Genomic DNA, 5,438 nt, shown 5'->3' with positions numbered 1-5,438 from the left:
CAAATAAAATGAATATAAAAATAAATGAGGCTCTGCAAGGGAAGTTGCAGAGCCTCAAAAGGGTATTGCCGAGATGTCGGACTCGACTACGTAATATTATCATAAAGTTCTATTAAAAAAACCTGGTAAATGTGTCCAAATAAAAGTGGATCTTTAATAAAGTCAAAGGGATCCGCTTCCCGCAGCAGATCCCTTTAACTAGATAATGTTGATGAGCAAAAACTCATCTGGAGTACTTTTATAGTAACAAGTGAAATTCATTTTGTATATTGAGAAAAGAAGAATTGAATAATTAAATGTTAAGCATTTATATATTACTTTTTGTGATTATCACTATTTGTGGCGAGTGGAGTATGGTTATAAAATGGAGAAAAGTTTTACTCACATCTAAAAGTGTACTGAAATATATAATAATCAAAAAAGACCTGCTTATATAAGCAGGTCAACTTAAGGGGTATATCCAACAGAATATTTCATATGATATCAACGGTATTGTATTAAGTCTATAAGATTTATATTGAGAAAATTTTTGTGAATGGATAAACTTCGCCCACGAATTAACGTTTAAAAAGTCGAGAAAGAAAATGAAAAAGTTTTCTATAAGAAAATAATGGCTGGTATTTATAATATGATTCATATTTCCACGCATCATTATTTGAGAATTGGAGTTGGTTTGGTACGGTTTTCTGCTTGATGGAACTAATATTTCGACTCTTCATATATTAACCTCCTGAATTCATATGTATAAGATTAGTAGTATTCAAGAAAGATTAATAAAATGTGTATTTATTTTGAAATTCGTTTGAGTTGCTAATCAGCCTCTAAAACGTAAAGAATTATAAAATAATGAAAAAGCAAGCTCTTAGTCATGTATTCCTCCCTTTCATGACACGTAAGTGGTGATATAATAGAAGTAGATGAAAGATAAAGAAAAGCAGGTGACTCTTTTTTGTTTACAAAAGCACAAGAACTTTTAGCGTCTTATTTCGGTTATTCGTCATTCCGAAGAGGACAAGATGAAACAATTAAAAATGTATTAGATGGGAAAGATACTGTCTGTATTATGCCTACAGGTGGTGGTAAGTCAATTTGTTATCAAATTCCCGCATTAGTATTCGAAGGAACGACATTAGTTATTTCACCTTTGATTTCACTTATGAAAGACCAAGTAGATACATTAGTACAAAACGGTATTTCAGCTACTTATATTAATAGTTCTATTTCTATTACAGAAGCAAATCAACGAATTCAATTAGCGAAACAAGGCCATTATAAGTTGCTTTATGTGGCGCCTGAGCGTCTTGATTCAATGGAGTTTGTTGACCAACTTATCGATATGAAAATCCCGATGATTGCAATTGATGAAGCGCACTGTATTTCGCAGTGGGGACATGATTTCCGTCCAAGTTATTTACATATCCATCGCATATTAGATTATCTTCCAGAAAAGCCGCTTGTACTAGCATTAACTGCGACGGCAACACCACAAGTTCGTGAAGATATTTGCAACACGCTTGGAATTAATCAAGAAAACACGATTATGACAACGTTTGAGCGTGAGAACTTATCATTTTCTGTAATTAAAGGACAAGATCGTAATGCATATTTAGCGGATTATATTCGTCAAAATCAAAAAGAATCTGGGATTATATATGCTGCTACTAGAAAAGTAGTTGATCAATTGTATGAGGATTTAATGAAAGCGGGAGTTTCTGTTTCAAAATACCATGCTGGTATGAGTGATAACGATCGAAATGAGCAGCAAGAACTCTTTTTACGTGATGAAGTGAGTGTAATGGTAGCGACATCTGCATTCGGGATGGGTATTGATAAATCGAATATTCGTTACGTTATCCATTATCAATTGCCAAAAAACATGGAAAGTTATTATCAAGAAGCAGGACGTGCTGGTCGTGACGGTTTAGATAGTGCATGTATATTGCTATATTCTTCTCAAGATGTGCAAGTACAGCGCTTTTTAATTGACCAATCGACAGGAGAATCTCGTTTTTCAAATGAACTTGAAAAACTGCAAAATATGACTGACTACTGTCATACAGAACAATGTTTACAATCATTTATTTTGCAATACTTTGGAGAAGAACCGAAAGAAGATTGCGGACGCTGTGGTAATTGTATAGACGACCGCGAAAGTATCGATGTTACAAGAGAATCACAAATGGTTCTATCTTGCATGATTAGAACGAACCAACGATTTGGAAAACAAATGATTGCACAAGTTTTAACTGGTTCGAAAAACAAGAAAGTTATTGAATTTAATTTTCATACTTTACCAACATACGGTTTACTATCAAATCGTAGTGTAAAAGAAGTTAGTGAATTTATTGAGTTTTTAATTTCAGATGAGTTAATTGCAGTTGAACACGGTACGTACCCGACTTTAAAAGTAACGGAAAAAGGGAAAGAAGTTTTACTTGGTAAAGATAATGTTTTACGTAAAGAACGAGTAGAGACAAGACAAATTGTTCAAGATCATCCTCTATTTGAAGTGCTACGCGAAGTACGTAAAGAAATTGCGCAAGGAGAAGGTGTACCTCCATTCGTTATTTTCTCTGATCAAACGTTGAAGGATATGTGTGCAAAAATGCCGCAAAGTGACTCTGAACTTTTAACTGTAAAAGGGATTGGCGAACATAAACTTGTGAAATATGGTTCGCACTTCTTACAAGCAGTGCAGCACTTTATTGAGAAAAACCCAAATTACGCTGAAACAGTTAAGACAGAAGTCGTGACAGAGCGGAAAAAGTCAGGGAAAACTTCAGCCAATTCTCATTTGGAAACGTATGAAATGTATAAACAAGATATTGATCTAGATGAAATTGCGAAAGAACGTGGATTATCAAGACAAACAATTGAAAATCATTTAATTCGTTGTTTTGAAGATGGAATGGAAGTAGACTGGAACAGTTTTGTTCCTGCAGAATACGAACAGCTAATTGAAACTGCTGTGCAAAATGCTGAGGGTGGTCTGAAATCGATTAAAGACCAACTTCCGAATGAAGTCAGTTACTTTATGATTCGTGCTTATTTACAAATTAGAAAGTAGAGACATATAAAGGGGATAGAGATATATGCATCACGTTTTTGTGTATGGCACGTTAAGGAAAGAGCAAAAGAATGCTCATTTTATGCAAGGTGCGATATGCATCGCAGACGAAGCATGGACGTATGGGGAATTATTTGATACAAACGAAGGGTATCCAGCCATGACTAATTCTAATGAAGAAAAGGTGTATGGAGAAGTTTATGAAGTAAATGATGCGATATTGCGTAAGTTAGACGAACTAGAAGAATATACAGGTAATGCAGAGACGGATTTATATGAGCGAATCACACAAATAGTATTTGATGGTGATAGGGAAATAGATGCATATGTGTATATCGCTCACGATAAAAATATGTTAAAGAAAGTTATCATTTCTGGTGATTGGGTGGAGTATCAACAAGGAAAATAACAGCAACCATAGAGCAGATAGTGGAATTGTCCATTATCTGCTTTTTTATTTTAGTACTTTAAAAATTCTTATTATTTAGATAAAATGAAAATATAGGGAAATCAAAAGGAGGATTTTTCATGGGTATCAGAAATTTAGTTTCTCACCTGTAACAGAAAAATAATATACAGGAGGAGAATATTAATGAACGAATTAAATGTAAAAGAATTTTATAAAAAACAATTTAAACTACTAAGCTATGATGTAAATAATGAAAATTGGTTACAGGAAATTGCGAAAGAAGTACAAGAACAAGTTGGATATCCATTTCAAACGATGTTAGAACTAGGAGCTGGAAATGGCGGGTTTGCAAGAGCGATGTCTAATTTGAATGTAAAAATGACTACGGTTGAGCTTGTACCAGAGCTAGTTATGTTTGCAAAAGAATATTCTACTAATGACATTGCGATTCATTGTGCTGACTTTTATAAAATTAACTTTGAAGAAAAGTTTGATGTTGTTAGTTATTTAGACGGATTTGGTGTAGGAACAGATGAAGAACAATTGGTTTTATTAAAACGAATCCATAATTGGTTGAAAGATGAAGGGTGTGCACTTATTGATATTTATCAACCATTATATTGGGAAAAAGCAAATGGACAAGAAATGCCGATCTATTCTGCAATGCGAAAGTATGAATATGATAGTGAAAATGCTAGAATGCTGGACCATTGGTGGGAAACGGATTCTTCAAATGATATCGTGACACAATCTTTACGTTGCTATACGATAGATGAGATTAGTAATTTATGTGCAGAGGCTTGTTTCAGTATAGTTGGGATTTTCCCAGGAGGAGCGTATGACTTTGAAGAGGGAAAATATAAAGAGCAAGCGTCTTTAAATGAATGTTTATCATATCGTATAAAAGTAAAAAAGAGTAAGGATTAAATTCCTTACTCTTTTTGCTTCTATAGTGTGAATAATTGACTGTTTTTCGTATTTAATTGTCGTTCTTTTTTAATCCTTATGGATCTTAGTACGATCCCAATTCCAAGAAATATAATAGTAGCAACGACTCCGCTAATAGGGTTTAACCAAAGATCACTACTGTTAGTAAGTGTAATGATCCCTGTTATTGTAACTAAAACAGTAGGAACGGCATCTTCAATTGCATGCATGATAACGCATGGCCATACTGACTTTGTAAGTCTATATATTTCAACATACATAATAGACCAAGAAACCATAAGTATACAGCCTGATAAAAGCATATGTAACCTTGAAATAGATTCAAAATATTCATTTGGTAAAAAGACTAAATAATAAGCGGCATGCCAAAGAGCCCAAACTAAACCAGAAATAATATAAATCAACCAATCGTTTAACTTTAGTTCAATGAGCTTAGGAGTTAAATAGCCGCGCCAAGAAAACTCTTCAAAAATATTTTTAATAAAGTTACCTATAATAGACATGAGTATGAGTGAAAATAATGAGGACATCTCAAAACTAGTTATGTTAGCTACTCCAAAAATAAATGCTAAACTTATCGTTATTACTGTAACGAATGGATAAATTAGGAGGGCAACGAAGTACCATTTAAAGTTTCCCTTCAAATTTAGTTTGATACCAAAGTCATTCCAATCTCGGCTAATAACTCTAAGTAAAATACATGAAAGGAAAGGTAATATTAGCCACAGTCCCATGCCTAAAGAGTTTCCTTCAGGCTGATTTGTTAGAAAAGAATCTAGAATTACGCCAATCCAGCCACTTGCCAATACAATGAACACAAAAATAAGTAAATGTAACTTAAGGGATTTTCTTTTGCTAGCAGTCATTTTGAATAGACTCCTTTACTTTTTTTGACTTTTGAGATCTTGGTTACTTTATAAATAAAATGATAGATAGCTAGAAAAGAAGCTGGAGAGTATGTAAGGAAAACATAGTTAGATAGTATAACGTCCTTTTAATCAATAGAAAATAGCA

The 5,438-nt window shown here is 33.4% G+C and carries 4 protein-coding genes; 3 read left to right on the top strand and 1 reads right to left on the bottom strand.

Annotation, left to right across the window (positions count from 1 at the left end):
• Positions 1 to 949: 949 nt before the first annotated feature.
• From recQ to KI369_RS25225, 3 genes are all read left to right on the top strand, one after another.
• Positions 950 to 3,067 carry a DNA helicase RecQ gene (gene recQ / locus KI369_RS25235; RefSeq protein WP_212958043.1) on the top strand — a complete coding sequence of 706 codons (2,118 nt, stop codon included), beginning with the start codon at positions 950 to 952 and terminating at the stop codon, positions 3,065 to 3,067.
• 25 nt (positions 3,068 to 3,092) lie between these two features.
• Entirely contained in the window at positions 3,093 to 3,476 is a 384-nt protein-coding gene (locus tag KI369_RS25230) for a gamma-glutamylcyclotransferase family protein (protein WP_212958041.1), read from the top strand.
• A 183-nt stretch (positions 3,477 to 3,659) separates the two neighbouring features.
• On the top strand, positions 3,660 to 4,403 hold the full coding sequence (locus KI369_RS25225; protein WP_212958039.1) for an SAM-dependent methyltransferase: 744 nt from the start codon (positions 3,660 to 3,662) through the stop codon (positions 4,401 to 4,403).
• A gap of 20 nt (positions 4,404 to 4,423) precedes the next feature.
• Here KI369_RS25225 and KI369_RS25220 read toward each other — a convergent pair whose 3' ends face one another.
• Positions 4,424 to 5,290, bottom strand: coding sequence for a CPBP family glutamic-type intramembrane protease (locus KI369_RS25220; RefSeq protein ID WP_212958037.1), 867 nt, complete (start codon positions 5,288 to 5,290; stop codon positions 4,424 to 4,426).
• Positions 5,291 to 5,438: the final 148 nt, after the last annotated feature.

The organism is Bacillus sanguinis (assembly GCF_018332475.1).
In the GTDB taxonomy this organism is placed as follows: Bacteria; Bacillota; Bacilli; order Bacillales; family Bacillaceae_G; genus Bacillus_A; species Bacillus_A sanguinis.
Note: the sequence above shows the minus strand (reverse complement) of the source record. Positions and strands in the feature narration are given on the sequence as shown.